This is a genomic window from Pseudomonas sp. Irchel s3f10 (assembly GCF_900187515.1).
Lineage (GTDB): Bacteria > Pseudomonadota > Gammaproteobacteria > Pseudomonadales > Pseudomonadaceae > Aquipseudomonas > Aquipseudomonas tensinigenes.
The window spans coordinates 25,295-39,161 of record NZ_FYDZ01000007.1 but is presented as its reverse complement, the minus strand read 5'-3'; the positions used below and the strand labels follow the sequence as shown (position 1 = coordinate 39,161).

At 60.5% G+C, this 13,867-nt stretch carries 13 protein-coding genes; 11 read left to right on the top strand and 2 right to left on the bottom strand.

Going from position 1 to position 13,867, the window contains the following annotated elements; all coding sequences use genetic code 11:
• Positions 1–57: 57 nt before the first annotated feature.
• Entirely contained in the window at positions 58–1,089 is a 1,032-nt protein-coding gene (rsgA, locus tag CKW17_RS16485) for a small ribosomal subunit biogenesis GTPase RsgA (RefSeq protein ID WP_095120636.1), read from the bottom strand.
• Between the two features lie 107 nt (positions 1,090–1,196).
• Here rsgA and orn point away from each other — a divergent pair, with 107 nt between their 5' ends.
• Together orn and CKW17_RS16475 are read left to right on the top strand one after the other, a co-directional pair.
• Positions 1,197–1,739, top strand: coding sequence for an oligoribonuclease (gene orn / locus CKW17_RS16480; protein WP_034151653.1), 543 nt, complete (start codon positions 1,197–1,199; stop codon positions 1,737–1,739).
• Between the two features lie 92 nt (positions 1,740–1,831).
• Entirely contained in the window at positions 1,832–2,443 is a 612-nt protein-coding gene (locus tag CKW17_RS16475) for a trimeric intracellular cation channel family protein (RefSeq protein WP_095120635.1), read from the top strand.
• Here the strand turns inward: CKW17_RS16475 and queG are convergent.
• A complete protein-coding gene (queG, locus tag CKW17_RS16470) occupies positions 2,425–3,504 on the bottom strand; it encodes a tRNA epoxyqueuosine(34) reductase QueG (RefSeq protein WP_095120634.1) in 1,080 nt (359 codons plus the stop codon). The genes CKW17_RS16475 and queG overlap by 19 nt on opposite strands.
• A 63-nt stretch (positions 3,505–3,567) precedes the next feature.
• On the opposite strand from queG, the gene CKW17_RS16465 reads away from it, so the two are divergent.
• The 9 genes from CKW17_RS16465 to hflC all read left to right on the top strand — a co-directional run bounded on the left by CKW17_RS16465 (position 3,568) and on the right by hflC (position 13,645).
• The gene (locus tag CKW17_RS16465; RefSeq protein ID WP_095120633.1) at positions 3,568–5,067 is read left to right on the top strand and encodes an NAD(P)H-hydrate dehydratase; all 1,500 of its coding nucleotides are present in this window, start codon (positions 3,568–3,570) and stop codon (positions 5,065–5,067) included.
• The gene (gene tsaE, locus CKW17_RS16460; protein WP_007915806.1) at positions 5,055–5,525 is read left to right on the top strand and encodes a tRNA (adenosine(37)-N6)-threonylcarbamoyltransferase complex ATPase subunit type 1 TsaE; all 471 of its coding nucleotides are present in this window, start codon (positions 5,055–5,057) and stop codon (positions 5,523–5,525) included. The genes CKW17_RS16465 and tsaE overlap by 13 nt, the downstream gene beginning before the upstream one ends.
• A gap of 57 nt (positions 5,526–5,582) precedes the next feature.
• Positions 5,583–6,956: an N-acetylmuramoyl-L-alanine amidase gene (locus CKW17_RS16455; protein ID WP_371850959.1), complete on the top strand. Its 1,374-nt coding sequence runs from the start codon at positions 5,583–5,585 to the stop codon at positions 6,954–6,956.
• Positions 6,957–6,964: 8 nt separating this feature from the next.
• Positions 6,965–8,866: a DNA mismatch repair endonuclease MutL gene (gene mutL / locus CKW17_RS16450; protein WP_176470085.1), complete on the top strand. Its 1,902-nt coding sequence runs from the start codon at positions 6,965–6,967 to the stop codon at positions 8,864–8,866.
• Positions 8,866–9,837, top strand: a complete 972-nt coding sequence (miaA, locus tag CKW17_RS16445; protein ID WP_095120630.1) for a tRNA (adenosine(37)-N6)-dimethylallyltransferase MiaA — start codon at positions 8,866–8,868, stop codon at positions 9,835–9,837. The genes mutL and miaA overlap by 1 nt, the downstream gene beginning before the upstream one ends.
• A gap of 95 nt (positions 9,838–9,932) precedes the next feature.
• Positions 9,933–10,193 carry an RNA chaperone Hfq gene (hfq, locus tag CKW17_RS16440; RefSeq protein ID WP_007902656.1) on the top strand — a complete coding sequence of 87 codons (261 nt, stop codon included), beginning with the start codon at positions 9,933–9,935 and terminating at the stop codon, positions 10,191–10,193.
• A gap of 12 nt (positions 10,194–10,205) precedes the next feature.
• A complete protein-coding gene (gene hflX / locus CKW17_RS16435) occupies positions 10,206–11,507 on the top strand; it encodes a ribosome rescue GTPase HflX (protein ID WP_095120629.1) in 1,302 nt (433 codons plus the stop codon).
• 96 nt (positions 11,508–11,603) lie between these two features.
• Positions 11,604–12,776 (top strand): FtsH protease activity modulator HflK, encoded by a 1,173-nt coding sequence (gene hflK, locus CKW17_RS16430; RefSeq protein WP_007915828.1) that lies wholly within the window; start codon positions 11,604–11,606, stop codon positions 12,774–12,776.
• A complete protein-coding gene (gene hflC / locus CKW17_RS16425; protein ID WP_007915830.1) occupies positions 12,776–13,645 on the top strand; it encodes a protease modulator HflC in 870 nt (289 codons plus the stop codon). The genes hflK and hflC overlap by 1 nt, the downstream gene beginning before the upstream one ends.
• The last annotated feature ends 222 nt before the right edge of the window (positions 13,646–13,867 follow it).

The window sequence follows — 13,867 nt, the reverse complement described above, 5'->3', positions numbered from 1 at the left end:
GTCAGGCGTGATCCGACAACCGGCAACCCCGGGTCTCAGGGCTGCCGGTACGGCTGTTTAATAACCGTTTTCCGGTAGGCTGGCGATGATCGAGCGGTAGCTGTTCATGCGCTGTTGCTGCACGCGGCCGTCTTCAAGGGCCTTGAGCAACGCGCAACCCGGTTCGCGGTCGTGCTTGCAGTCGCGGAAACGGCAAGTGCCGAGCAAATCATCGAACTCGATGAAGCCGGCTTCGACGTCGGCGCGGCTGACGTGGCCCAGGCCGAACTCACGGATACCCGGGGAGTCGATCAATTCGCCACCGCCAGGGAAGTGGAACAGTCGCGCGGTGGTCGTCGTATGCGTGCCCTGGCCGGACAACTCGGACAACGGCCCGACGCGGGTTTCGACCTCCGGCAGCAGGCTGTTGACCAGCGACGACTTGCCGACACCGGACTGGCCGACGAATACGCTGATGCGGCCGTCGAGCTGCTGTTGCAGTTGTTCCATACCGTTGCCGTGGTGCGCCGACACTTCCAGTACCGGATAACCCAGCGTGCGGTATACCGCCAGCAGCGCATTGAGCGCCGGGGCGTTGTGCTCGTCGATCAGGTCGAATTTGTTCAGCAGCAACAACGGACGGATGCCGGCGTGTTCCGCGGCAACCAGATAACGGTCGATCAGGTTGGCATGCGGCTCGGGCAGGGGCGCGAAGACGATGACGATCATGTCGACGTTGGCCGCAACTGGTTTGAGCTGGCCGCGGCTGTCCGGGCGGCACAGTTCGGTGGTGCGCGGCAGTTGCGCGACGATCACGCCAATGCCCTGATTGCCGGCACGCCAGACGACTGTGTCGCCGGTCACCAGCGCAGGCAGGTTGGCGCGCAAGTGGCAGCGGAAGACCTGGCCGGCCTGATCGCCGTCAACAGCTTCGACCTCGACCTGCACACCGAAGTGGGCGATCACCAGACCTGTTTGCTCTGGGCCCAGATCGCCGCCCTCAAGGGCTTCGACCGCCGAGGACTCGCGTTTGGCGGCGCGTGCGGCGCGTTCGCCCTGAATCTTTTCGATGCGCCAGTTTTGACGACGATTGAGTTGGCGTTTGGCCATGGGTGTTCCGTCTGAAGAATGCAGCGATTAGGTAAAACGGCCGCGAGTTTAGCACGCCCGGCCACCGGCCTAGGCTAAACTGCGCAGCATTGTCTAGGAGCCGAAATATGCCAAACCCGCAGAATCTGATCTGGATCGACCTGGAAATGACCGGTCTGGATCCGGAAAACGACGTCATCATCGAGATGGCCACCATCGTTACCGACAGTGATCTCAACACCCTGGCTGAAGGCCCGGTAATTGCCATCCACCACAGCGATGAAGTGCTTGCGCGCATGGACGAGTGGAACACTCGCACCCACGGCAACTCCGGCCTGACCCAGCGCGTGCGCGATAGCCGCATCAGCATGGCTGAAGCCGAAGCAGAAACCATCGCCTTCCTGGAAAAATGGGTGCCGAAAGGCAAATCGCCGATCTGTGGCAACAGCATCTGCCAGGATCGCCGCTTTCTTTATACGCACATGAAAGCGCTGGAAAGCTACTTCCACTACCGCAACCTCGACGTTTCCACACTCAAGGAACTGGCCGCGCGCTGGGCGCCTGATGTGCGTGACAGCTTCAAGAAGGGCAGCACGCACCTGGCGCTGGACGACATCCGCGAATCGATCGCCGAGCTGCAGCATTACCGCAAGCACTTCATCAAGTTCTGATACTTGGCGATGGGGGCGGGTAAAGCATTTGCCCCCTTTTGGTGCCGCATCGAAATGGCTAGACTGCGCGCCTTCCTGCCTGGATCGCCACCATGTTGCTGATGCTCTATCTGATTGCCATCACCGCTGAAGCCATGACCGGCGCGCTGTCTGCCGGCCGTCGCGGCATGGACTGGTTTGGCGTGGTGCTGATCGCCTGCGTCACGGCGTTGGGCGGCGGTTCGGTGCGCGACGTGTTGCTTGGGCATTACCCGCTGACCTGGGTCAAACATCCGGAATACCTGGTGCTGACCTCGGTAGCGGCGATGTTCACGGTGTTCACCGCCCGCTGGATGCGTCATCTGCGCTCGCTGTTTCTGGTGCTCGACGCCGTGGGTCTGGTGGCTTTCACCCTGATCGGTTGCATGACCGCGCTGGAAATGGGCCACGGCATGCTGGTGGCCTCGGTCAGCGGCGTGATCACCGGAGTCTTCGGTGGCATCCTGCGCGACATCTTCTGCAACGACATCCCGCTGATCTTCCGCCGTGAACTGTACGCCAGCGTCTCGTTCGCGGCGGCGTGGTGTTACATGCTTTGCCTGTACCTGAACGTACCGAGCGAGCAGGCGATTCTGATCACGTTGTTCGGCGGCTTCCTGCTGCGCCTGCTGGCAATCCGTTTCCACTGGGAAATGCCCAAGTTCGTTTATAACGACGCGCCTTGACGTTGGGCGTGCTGCTTCAGCGCCCACTCGACGTGCTCTTGTACCAGCGCTGACGGGTAGTCACGGCGCGCCTTCAATGCTTCCAGTACTGGAATGCTCGAGGGCGCATTGCCCAGTCCCACGGCCAGATTGCGCAGCCAGCGCTCATACCCGGCCCGACGCAACGGTGAGCCTTCGGTACTGCTGAGAAATTTGTCTTCATCCCACATGAACAGTTCAGCCAGTTCGGCGTTGTCCAGATTGTGCCGTGGCTTGAAGTCGCTTTCCCCGGAGGGCTTGGCGAACCGGTTCCACGGGCAGACGATCTGGCAGTCATCGCAACCGAACACGCGGTTGCCGATCAACGGACGCAGGTCTTCAGGAATCGCGTTTTTCAGTTCGATGGTCAGATAAGAAATACAGCGTCGCGCGTCCAGCACATACGGCCCGACGAAAGCGTTGGTCGGGCAGATATCCAAACACGCTGTGCAGCGCCCGCAATGTTCGCTGCTGTGCGGCTCATCCACCGGCAATGGCAGGTCGACGAACAGCTCACTGAGAAAGAAATAACTGCCAGCCTTGCGGTTCAGTACCAGGGTGTTTTTGCCGATCCAGCCCAGCCCGGCCTGTTCGGCGATGGCTTTTTCCAGCACCGGGGCACTGTCGACAAACGCACGAAAACCAAACGGGCCGATCTGCGCCTGAATCTTGTCAGCCAATTGCTGCACACGTTTACGGATCAATTTGTGGTAATCGCGGCCCAAGGCATAACGCGACACGTAGGCTTTTTCCGGTTGCGCGAGCATTTGCGCCATTTGCGTGTCGCCGGGCAGGTAGTCCATGCGCAGCGAAACCACGCGCAAAGTGCCCGGCACCAGTTCTTCCGGGTGCGAGCGTTTGCTGCCATGGGCGCCCATGTAGTCCATTTCGCCGTGGTAGCCGGCCTCGAGCCAGCGTGCGAGGTGCTGCTCATGCTCGGCCAGATCCAGACCGCTGATGCCGACTTGCTGAAAGCCCAGCTCGCGGCCCCAATCCTTGATCGATTGGGCGAGGGCGGGCAGGTCTGTGGTGATGGCGGACATGAGGCGAGAGAAACCGGAGCTGAGGTGCGTATAATTCTGCCAGACATCGGAGCCCGAAGACGCATGCCGCACACGAAAGATCAATTACCCGACGCGCTGTATGGCGCCGCACAGGTGCGCGAACTCGATGCACGGCTGATTGCCGCCGGTACGCCGGGCTTCGAATTGATGCAGCGCGCGGCCCATGCGACGTGGCGAGCGTTGGTGCGGCAATGGCCGTCGGCAACTGAACTGACGGTGCTGGCCGGGCATGGCAACAATGCCGGTGACGGTTATCTGGTCGCGGCCATGGCGCAGCGAGCCGGCTGGCAGGTGCGGGTGTTGGCGGTCGGCGATCCGCAGCGTTCGCAGGGCGATGCCGCGCAGGCCCATGCCGCAGCGTTGGCAGAAGGTGTCGTGGTGCAGGCCTGGCAGGCTCAAAGTGAATTGCGCGGGGTCATTCTCGATGCATTACTCGGTACGGGTCTGAGCGGGGATGTGCGCGAGCCTTACGTGGCGGCGATCAAAGCAATCAACGCCAGCGGTTTGCCGGTGACAGCCGTTGATATCCCTTCCGGGCTATGTGCTGACACTGGACATGTACTGGGTGTCGCCGTGCAAGCCGAACTGACGGTGACTTTCATCGGGCTGAAACTCGGCTTGTTCACTGGAGAGGCGGCGGATCACATCGGCTCCTTACTGTTTAATGATCTGCAGGCCAGCGCCGACATCTATCGTGACATTCCCGTTATCGCGCAACGGCTCAACGCGGCTAATCTTCCGCGGTTGGCCGCGCGTGCCCCGACTTCGCACAAGGGCCGCTTCGGCCATGTGTTGCTGATCGGTGGCGATCACGGTTTTGGCGGGGCGATCCTGCTCAGTACCGAAACCGCCTTGCGCAGCGGCGCGGGCATGGTTTCGCTGGCAACCCGTCCTGAACACGTCCCGGCGGCGCTGACGCGAGTGCCGGAAGCCATGGCGCTCGGAACCTCGTCGGCCAATCAGTTGATGAGTTTGCTGGAGAAAGTTTCTGTATTGGTTGTTGGTCCGGGGTTGGGACAGGCCAGTTGGGGGCGGGCGCTGTTGTCGGCGGCAGCCAACGCAGCACTGCCGCAAGTCTGGGACGCCGACGCGTTGAACCTGTTGGCCAGTGGTCTGGTCGAGTTGCCCAAGGACTGCGTGATCACCCCGCACCCGGGCGAAGCGGCGCGTTTGCTGGGGATCAGCACTGCCGACGTGCAGGCGGATCGTCCGGCGGCAGCGCTGGCACTGAGCAAAAAATATACAGCGGTTGTGGTGTTGAAAGGCGCGGGCAGTCTGATCGCGCATCCCGACGGACGTCTGGCGTTGTGTCATCAGGGTCATCCGGCCATGGCCACCGCAGGTCTCGGCGACGTGTTGGCCGGTTTGACCGGCGCGCTGCTGGCGCAAGGCATGGACGGCTTCGATGCTGCATGCCTGGCGGTCTGGCTGCACGCCAATGCCGGTAGGCAACAAGGGAAATTCGGCCGTGGGCTGGCGGCCAGTGATCTGATTCCAGCCATTCGTCAGTTGTTGGAGGAGCAAGCACCGTGTCTGAAGTAACCCTGTACCTGGCCGATGAACAGGCCATGAGCGACTTTGGCGCACGGATCGCCCGCGTGACCCAGGGCCATGGCCTGATTTTTCTCGAAGGCAATCTGGGCATGGGCAAAACCACCCTGTCGCGAGGCATCATTCGCGGGTTGGGCCATGTTGGTGCGGTAAAAAGTCCGACCTTTACTTTGGTCGAACCCTACGAGATCGGTGACATCCGCGCTTTCCACTTCGATCTGTATCGCCTGGTCGATCCGGAAGAGCTGGAGTTTCTCGGCATCCGCGACTACTTCGAAGACGACGCAATGTGCCTGATCGAATGGCCCGATAAAGGTGCAGGCTTTTTGCCAAAGCCTGACCTGACCATTACCATTAGCCCGCAAGACAGCGGGCGTTCGCTGAAAATTTTATCCCAGGGCTCGCGTGGCGAGGCCTGGTGTGCCGCTTTGGCATTGGAATCCAATTAAATGATGGGGTTAGGTATGCGCTTTCGCGCGTTGGTGGCTGCCGCTGGACTGTTGTTGATGGCAGTAACCGTCAACGCTGTGGCCGATTCGAAGGTCAACAGCGTGCGCCTGTGGCGGGCGCCGGACAACACGCGACTGGTCTTTGACCTGAGCGGCCCGGTGCAGCACAGCGTCTTCACCCTGACCTCGCCGGACCGGCTGGTGATCGACATCAACGGCGCCACCCTCGGTGCACCGCTGAATGTGCAGACCGCGAACACGCCAATCACCGCGATGCGCTCGGCCCAACGTACGCCGACCGATCTGCGCGTGGTCATCGATCTGAAGAAAGCCGTCACCCCGAAAAGCTTCTCGCTGGCGCCGAACGCGCAGTACGGCAATCGTCTGGTGGTCGACCTGTTCGACAACCCGGCCGACGCCGCACCGCCGCCTGCGCCAACGCCGCAGGTGGCGACCGTGCCAGCGGTGCCGGTAACCCCGACCGAACCTGCGATCAAGCTGCCGCCAGCTCCGGCCGGCAAGCGCGACATTATTGTCGTGATCGACGCCGGCCACGGTGGCGAAGACCCGGGTGCGTCCGGCTCGCGCGGTCAGCGTGAAAAAGACGTGGTACTGCAGATCGCCCGCGAACTGCAGCGTCAGGTCAACGGCATGAAAGGCTTCCGCGCCGAACTGACCCGTACCGGCGACTACTTCATCCCGTTGCGCGGCCGTACCGAAATCGCCCGCAAAAAAGGCGCCGACCTGTTCGTCTCGATCCACGCCGACGCCGCACCATCCGCCGCAGCTTTCGGTGCCTCGGTGTTTGCCCTGTCTGATCGCGGTGCAACGTCGGAGACCGCCCGTTGGCTGGCCGACAGCGAAAACCGTTCCGACTTGATCGGTGGTGCCGGCAACGTCAGCCTCGACGACAAGGACCGCATGCTCGCGGGCGTGTTGCTCGACCTGTCGATGACCGCCTCGCTGACCTCCAGCCTCAACGTCGGCCAGAAAGTCCTGACCAACATCGGCCGCGTCACGCCGCTGCACAAACAGCGCGTGGAACAGGCCGGGTTCATGGTGCTGAAATCGCCGGACATCCCGTCGATTCTGGTCGAAACCGGCTTCATCTCCAACGCCAACGAAGCCAACAAGCTCTCGGCATCGAGCCACCAGCAAGCGCTGGCGCGTTCGATCAGCAGCGGCGTACGGCAGTTCTTCCAGCAGAACCCGCCACCGGGCACCTACATCGCCTGGCTGCGTGATTCCGGCAAGATCGCCCAAGGCCCTCGCGACCATCGCGTTGGCCCGGGTGAAACGCTGGCAATGATCGGTGTGCGCTATCAGGTGTCGCCGGCCACATTGCGCAGCGCCAATAATCTGAAAAGTGATGAGCTGAAAGTCGGCCAGCACTTGACCATTCCTGGCACCGAACTGGCGTCCAAAGAATGAACGAAGTGCTGAACGCCGCTGCCCGCATCGAACTGCTCAGCCCACGGCTGGCGAACCAGATTGCCGCCGGTGAGGTGGTTGAACGCCCGGCCTCGGTGATCAAGGAGTTGCTGGAAAACAGCCTCGACTCCGGTGCCAAACGCATTGACGTCGACGTCGAGCAGGGCGGCGTCAAGCTGCTCCGTGTGCGCGACGACGGCAGCGGCATCTCTGCCGATGACCTGCCGCTGGCGCTGGCCCGTCACGCCACCAGCAAGATCCGCAATCTGGAAGATCTTGAGCAGGTGATGAGCCTCGGTTTCCGTGGTGAAGCACTGGCGTCGATCAGCTCCGTGGCGCGCCTGACCCTGACCTCGCGCACGCGCGATGCCGATCAAGCCTGGCAGGTCGAAACCGAAGGTCGCGACATGGCGCCTCGGGTGCAACCGGCAGCGCATCCGGTCGGCACCTCGGTGGAAGTTCGCGACCTGTTCTTCAACACCCCGGCGCGACGCAAGTTTCTCAAGACCGAAAAAACCGAATTCGATCACCTGCAAGAAGTGATCAAGCGTCTGGCGCTGGCGCGCTTCGACGTGGCGTTCCATTTGCGCCACAACGGCAAGACCATCCTCAGCCTGCACGAGGCCCACGATGATGCGGCCCGCGCCCGCCGTGTGGCAGCAATCTGCGGCTCAGGTTTCCTTGAGCAGGCGCTGCCGATCGAGATCGAACGCAACGGCTTGCACCTGTGGGGCTGGGTCGGTTTGCCGACCTTCAACCGCAGTCAGGCGGATTTGCAGTATTTCTTCGTGAATGGTCGGGCGGTGCGCGACAAACTGGTGGCCCACGCGGTGCGTCAGGCCTATCGCGACGTGCTGTTCAACGGTCGCCATCCGACGTTTGCATTGTTCTTCGAGGTTGATCCGGCGGCGGTCGACGTCAACGTGCATCCGACCAAACACGAAGTGCGCTTCCGTGACGGGCGCATGGTGCATGACTTCCTTTACGGCACCTTGCACCGCGCATTGGGCGATGTGCGGCCGGAAGATCAGCTTGCCGGTTCCGTGACCACAGCCGTCGTGCGGCCAACGGGCCTGGATGCCGGTGAGTTCGGCCCGCAGGGTGAAATGCGTCTGGCGGCCAATGCGCTGCTGGAGCAACCGCAGGCGCAACCGGCGTTCAACACCTCGTCCGGTGCCAGCGCCGGCGGTGCTTATCAGTATCAATACACGCCGCGCCCGCAATCGGCGGTGCCGCCGGCGGCTGAGGCGCAGGCCGCATATCGCGAGTTTTTCGCGCCGCTGCCTGAGGCCAATGCCAACGCATTGCCGGCCGGTCAGGAAGATATTCCGCCGCTCGGTTATGCCCTGGCGCAGCTCAAAGGCATCTACATTCTGTCCGAGAACGCCCAAGGACTGGTGTTGGTGGATATGCATGCCGCCCACGAACGGATCATGTACGAGCGTCTGAAAATCGCCATGGCCAGCGAAGGCCTAAGCGGTCAGCCATTGCTGGTCCCGGAATCGCTGGCGGTCAGTCAGCGCGAAGCCGATTGCGCTGAAGAATACGCCGCATGGTTCCAGCGTCTGGGCTTCGAATTGCAGCGCCTAGGCCCGGAAACCCTGGCGATTCGTCAGATTCCAGCCTTGTTGAAGCAGGCCGAAGCCAACCGCCTGGTCGGCGATGTACTGTCGGATCTGATGGAGTACGGCACCAGCGACCGGATTCAGGCGCACCTCAACGAATTGCTCGGCACCATGGCCTGTCACGGCGCGATCCGTGCCAACCGGCGCCTGGCCCTGCCGGAAATGAACGGCCTGCTGCGTGACATGGAAAACACCGAGCGCAGTGGTCAATGCAACCATGGCCGACCGACCTGGACCCAATTGGGCCTGGACGATCTGGACAAACTGTTCTTGCGCGGTCGTTGATGAGCCAGCTTCCTCCAGCGATTTTCCTGATGGGCCCGACCGCTGCGGGCAAGACCGATCTGGCCATCGAGCTGACCAAGGTGCTGCCGTGCGAGTTGATCAGTGTCGATTCGGCGCTGGTCTATCGCGGCATGGACATTGGCACGGCCAAGCCTTCGAAAGAACTGCTGGCCGAATATCCGCACCGTTTGATCGATATTCTCGACCCGGCCGAGGCTTATTCGGCTGCGGATTTCCGTCGCGATGCCCTGCAAGCCATGGCCGAGATCACCGCGCGCGGAAAAATTCCGCTGCTGGTCGGCGGCACAATGCTCTATTACAAGGCTTTGGTCGACGGCCTGGCAGACATGCCGGCCGCCGATCCTGACGTCCGCGCGCAGATCGAAGAAGAGGCTGCACGCCTTGGCTGGCAAGCCCTGCACGACCAATTGGCGATCATTGACCCGGTGTCAGCGGCGCGGATTCACCCGAACGATCCGCAGCGCCTGAGTCGCGCGCTGGAAGTTTACCGAGTCAGCGGTCAGAGCATGACCGCCCTGCGCCAGCAACAATCTGCGCAAAGTACTGAAGCAGCCGCTTCGGGACTGCAACAATTGCCCTATACTGTCGCGAACTTGGCCATTGCCCCGGCGAATCGTCAGGTACTGCACGAGCGCATTAAACAAAGATTCACAAATATGTTGGAACAGGGGTTCATCGACGAGGTCGTAGCCCTGCGTAAAAGAAGTGACCTGCATTCAGGGTTGCCGTCTATACGTGCGGTAGGCTACCGCCAAGTCTGGGACTACCTGGATGGCAAGCTGACGTTAGCCGAAATGCAGGAGCGCGGCATCATCGCCACGCGCCAGTTGGCCAAACGCCAGTTCACCTGGCTGCGCAGCTGGGAAGATCTACACTGGCTGGACAGTCTTGATTGCGACAATCTGCCACGCGCCTTGAAATACCTTGGGACCATCTCCATATTGAGCTGAGTCCTTGCAATTGCCGTCTATCCTTGGGGGTGTGACGGCCAAAGCCATCTGAATTACCTATTTTTTATTATCGAATCCTTAAAGGAGTGCGGCACATGTCAAAAGGGCATTCGCTACAAGACCCTTACTTGAATACTTTACGTAAAGAGAAAGTTGGGGTTTCCATCTATCTGGTCAACGGTATCAAACTGCAAGGCACGATCGAGTCGTTCGACCAGTTCGTGATCCTGCTGAAAAACACCGTAAGCCAGATGGTTTACAAACACGCTATCTCGACAGTAGTGCCGGTTCGTCCAATTCGTCTGCCTAGCGCAACCGAATCCGAAGCAGGTGACGCTGAGCCAGGTAACGCCTGATAGGAGTCTCCTTTGTTCTTTGAGCGCCACGGTGGTGGTGAGCGAGTGATCCTCGTTCACTTGGATGGACAGGACCCTGAGGCGCGCGAAGATCCGCAGGAGTTTCAGGAATTGGCTAATTCGGCCGGCGCCGAGACCGTTGCGTTTTTTAACGTGCCGCGTCATCGGCCAACCGCCAAATTTCTGATCGGCAGCGGCAAGGTCGAGGAGTTGCGCGACCTGGTCAAGGCTGAAGAAGCCGATCTGGTGATTTTCAATCACATCCTCACGCCCAGTCAGGAACGTAACCTCGAACGTGTTTTCGAGTGTCGCGTGATCGACCGTACCGGTCTGATTCTCGATATTTTTGCCCAACGCGCGCGTACCCATGAAGGCAAGCTCCAGGTCGAACTGGCCCAGCTTGACCACATGAGCACCCGGCTGGTTCGCGGCTGGACTCACCTTGAGCGTCAGGGTGGCGGTATCGGCATGCGTGGCCCGGGTGAAACCCAGCTCGAAACCGACCGCCGTTTGCTGCGGGTGCGCCTGCGCCAGATCAAGGGCCGGCTCGAGAAGGTGCGCAGCCAGCGCGAGCAATCGCGACGTGGCCGCTCCCGTGCCGATATTCCGACCGTTTCTCTGGTGGGATACACCAACGCCGGCAAATCCACGCTCTTCAATAACGTGACGAAATCCGACGTCTACGCGGCCGACCAATTGTTCGCCACGCTGGACCCGACCCTGCGTCGTCTGGATCTGGACGACCTGGGGCCGATTGTCCTGGCGGACACGGTGGGCTTCATTCGTCACTTGCCGCACAAGCTGGTCGAAGCATTTCGGTCTACCCTCGAAGAGTCGGCCAACTCTGACCTGTTGTTGCACGTGATTGACGCGGCGGAACCGGATCGCATGTTGCAGATCGAGCAGGTGATGGTGGTACTGGGCGAGATTGGTGCCCAGGACTTGCCGATCCTCGAGGTCTATAACAAACTCGATTTGCTTGAAGGCGTTGAGCCACAAATCCAGCGCGACGAAAACGGCAAGCCCCAGCGGGTCTGGCTGTCGGCGCGAGATGGCAGTGGTCTGGAGTTGCTTGAACAAGCCATCGCCGAATTACTTGGCAGTGATTTGTTTGTCGGTACCCTGCGTTTGCCGCAACGATTCGCCCGACTGCGTGCGCAGTTTTTCGAGCTCGGCGCGGTACAGAAAGAAGAGCACGACGAAGAAGGCATCAGTTTGCTGGCCGTTCGTTTGCCCCGGGTCGAGTTGAATCGACTGGTAAGCCGCGAAGGATTGCAGCCGATGGAGTTCATCGAGCAACACACTTTGCAATAAAAGCCTGACAAAGCGGTTGTGCCGCAACGGCAGGCATTCTGTAGCATTGGTCGGCGCGCCGTGGGTGCGTCTTTGCTTTATCAGATGGAGAGCGCTATGGCTTGGAATGAGCCGGGTGGCAACTCGAATAATCAGGATCCTTGGGGTGGCAAACGCCGCAATAACGGCGACCGCAAGGGGCCACCGGATCTCGACGAGGCCTTCCGAAAGCTGCAGGAAAGCCTGAACGGGTTGTTCGGTGGTGGTAAGAAACGTGGTGATGATGGCGGTGGTTCGGGCAAGAGCAGTGGCGGCTTCGGCGGTTTGCTCGGCATCGGCCTCGTTGTGCTGGCGGCTGTCTGGCTGTACAGCGCGGTTTACGTAGTGGACGAGCAGGAGCAAGCCGTGGTGCTGCGCTTCGGCAAGTACTACGAGACTGTCGGCCCGGGCCTGAACATCTACTTCCCGCCGATCGACAAAAAGTACATGGAAAACGTCACGCGTGAGCGTGCCTACACCAAGCAGGGCCAGATGCTGACCGAAGACGAGAACATCGTCGAAGTGCCGCTGACCGTGCAGTACAAGATCAGCAACCTGCAGGACTTCGTGCTGAACGTCGATCAGCCGGAAATCAGCCTGCAACATGCGACCGACAGCGCCCTGCGCCACGTGGTGGGTTCCACCGCCATGGACCAGGTGCTGACTGAAGGTCGTGAGTTGATGGCCAGCGAAATCAAGGAGCGTCTGCAACGCTTCCTCGATACCTATCGCACCGGTATCACCGTTACTCAGGTCAACGTGCAGAGCGCAGCGGCACCGCGTGAAGTGCAGGAAGCCTTTGACGACGTGATTCGCGCCCGTGAAGACGAGCAGCGTTCGCGCAACCAGGCTGAAACCTACGCCAACGGCGTCGTGCCGGAAGCCCGTGGTCAGGCCCAGCGCATCCTTGAAGATGCCAACGGTTACCGTGACGAAACGGTCTCGCGCGCCAAGGGTGAGGCTGATCGCTTTACCAAGCTGGTCGCCGAGTATCGCAAGGCACCTGAAGTCACCCGCCAGCGTCTGTACCTGGACACCATGCAGGAAGTCTTCAGCAACACCAGCAAGGTACTCGTGACCGGTAACAAAAACGGCCAGAGCAACCTGCTTTACCTGCCGTTGGACAAGATGATTCAGAACAGTTCGGGCAGCAATGCACCGGTCACCGGTTCGGCTGCCGCCAGCAACAACACGGACGTCACGCCGCATGTCACTGACCTGCCGCAGTCGCGTACAAGGGAGACCCGCTGATGAGCAATAAATCGCTGATCGCCCTGATCGTTGGCGTCGTTGTGGTCCTGGTGGGCTGGAACTGCTTCTACATCGTCGCTCAGACCGAGCGTGCGGTGCTGCTGCAATTCGGTCGTGTGGTTCAGGCCGATGTTCAGCCAGGCCTGCATGTGAAAGTGCCTTACGTTAACCAGGTGCGTAAATTCGACGCACGTCTGATGACGCTGGATGCACCGACACAGCGTTTCCTGACCCTGGAAAAGAAAGCCGTGATGGTCGACGCTTATGCCAAGTGGCGCGTGAAAGATGCCGAGCGCTTCTACACCGCGACTTCCGGTCTGAAGCAAATCGCTGACGAGCGTCTGTCCCGTCGTCTGGAATCCGGTCTGCGTGACCAGTTCGGTAAGCGCACCCTGCACGAAGTGGTGTCGGGTGAGCGTGATGCACTGATGGCTGACATCACCGCATCGCTGAACAAAATGGCGGAAAAAGAGCTGGGTATCGAAGTGGTCGATGTCCGGGTCAAGACCATCGATCTGCCGAAAGAAGTGAACCGCAGCGTGTTCGAACGTATGAGCACCGAGCGTGAACGTGAAGCTCGCGAGCACCGCGCCAAGGGTAACGAGCTGGCGGAAGGCATCCGTGCTGACGCCGATCGTCAACGCCGCGTGCTGCTGGCTGAAGCCTATCGTGAATCCGAAGAGGTTCGCGGTGACGGTGATGCCCAGGCCGCTGCGATCTACTCCAAGGCCTACGGTCAGGATCAGGAGTTCTACAGTTTCTACCGTAGCCTGCGCGCCTACCGTGAAAGCTTCGCGAACAAATCCGACGTATTGGTCCTCGACCCAAGCAGCGACTTTTTCCACTACCTGGAAAAGGCCAAGCCTTGATACGCCGTTGACCTGAATCATTCCGCCCGGCGGCTAAAACCTCGGGCGGGGTGATCCTTTGGGAAAACGTGTGTATGATGCGGCAGCCGGGAAATTCCCGGCTTTTTTGCGTCTGCACGTTTGATTGCTGTTTTTTGTTGCAGGCATCGGGTTGAATGGCCCGAGAGTATTTCGAGGAAAGTGATGGGCGAAGCCGCTAACAGGCCTTTCGCCGCGTCGTTC

Excerpts from the sequence above, each read along its gene's own strand:
- rsgA (WP_095120636.1), bottom strand. The coding sequence starts at position 1,089 with ATGGCCAAACGCCAACTCAATCGTCGTCAAAACTGGCGCATCGAAAAG.
- orn (WP_034151653.1), top strand. The coding sequence starts at position 1,197 with ATGCCAAACCCGCAGAATCTGATCTGGATCGACCTGGAAATGACCGGT.
- CKW17_RS16475 (WP_095120635.1), top strand. The coding sequence starts at position 1,832 with ATGTTGCTGATGCTCTATCTGATTGCCATCACCGCTGAAGCCATGACC.
- queG (WP_095120634.1), bottom strand. The coding sequence starts at position 3,504 with ATGTCCGCCATCACCACAGACCTGCCCGCCCTCGCCCAATCGATCAAG.
- CKW17_RS16465 (WP_095120633.1), top strand. The coding sequence starts at position 3,568 with ATGCCGCACACGAAAGATCAATTACCCGACGCGCTGTATGGCGCCGCA.
- CKW17_RS16455 (WP_371850959.1), top strand. The coding sequence starts at position 5,583 with ATGGCAGTAACCGTCAACGCTGTGGCCGATTCGAAGGTCAACAGCGTG.
- miaA (WP_095120630.1), top strand. The coding sequence starts at position 8,866 with ATGAGCCAGCTTCCTCCAGCGATTTTCCTGATGGGCCCGACCGCTGCG.
- hfq (WP_007902656.1), top strand. The coding sequence starts at position 9,933 with ATGTCAAAAGGGCATTCGCTACAAGACCCTTACTTGAATACTTTACGT.
- hflK (WP_007915828.1), top strand. The coding sequence starts at position 11,604 with ATGGCTTGGAATGAGCCGGGTGGCAACTCGAATAATCAGGATCCTTGG.
- hflC (WP_007915830.1), top strand. The coding sequence starts at position 12,776 with ATGAGCAATAAATCGCTGATCGCCCTGATCGTTGGCGTCGTTGTGGTC.